Raw genomic sequence first — 552 nt, 5'->3', positions numbered from 1 at the left:
TAGTGCGCTGGGTTATCGCTCGCCACGGGAATATCTGCGGCAGCGGGCTTGTAATGGGTTAAGTGATAACAGATGTCTGGAAATATAGGGGCAAATCCACTTCCCCTTCTCGTCGGTAATTTCACAAGTTGTCCCATACTTGCAAGATCGCGCATCAGCTCCGGTATACGTCCCGGTGAAGCGCCCTGCAATGTCATCAGCATTCTCATCACCATTCCGCATGATTCTGAGAAACTCAGTTGATTTGGCCAGTAACCTTTCAGATGTTCCGCCATTTTAATCATCTGATATCTCACCAGATTATAAGCCAGTAAGACACCCCACAGCTCTTGCTCCACAAGCTCCGGCTTTTTACTTCTCAGCGTCAGCCTGCTCAGTTGCATCGTCTGTTTTATCTCCCTGTATCCCAGTTCAATTTCCCAGCGATGACTGTACAGATCCGCCATTTCTCCTCCGGGGAAGCGCATGGCGTCCGTCATCGACGTCAGCAGATGGCAGACTTTTCCTTTGCGCGTCACGGTCAGCAGGCGGGCTGTCACTTCATTTCCCAGT

At 50.7% G+C, this 552-nt stretch carries 1 protein-coding gene; it reads right to left on the bottom strand.

All coding sequences use genetic code 11. The features are described 5' to 3' along the window. A partial coding sequence (locus tag BGK49_RS17410) for a transposase (RefSeq protein ID WP_242412560.1) occupies positions 1-552 on the bottom strand: 552 nt, incomplete at both ends.

Source organism: Shigella sp. FC1544 (assembly GCF_001722145.1).
GTDB lineage: Bacteria > Pseudomonadota > Gammaproteobacteria > Enterobacterales > Enterobacteriaceae > Escherichia > Escherichia coli.
This window is presented reverse-complemented; position numbering and strand designations above follow the sequence as displayed.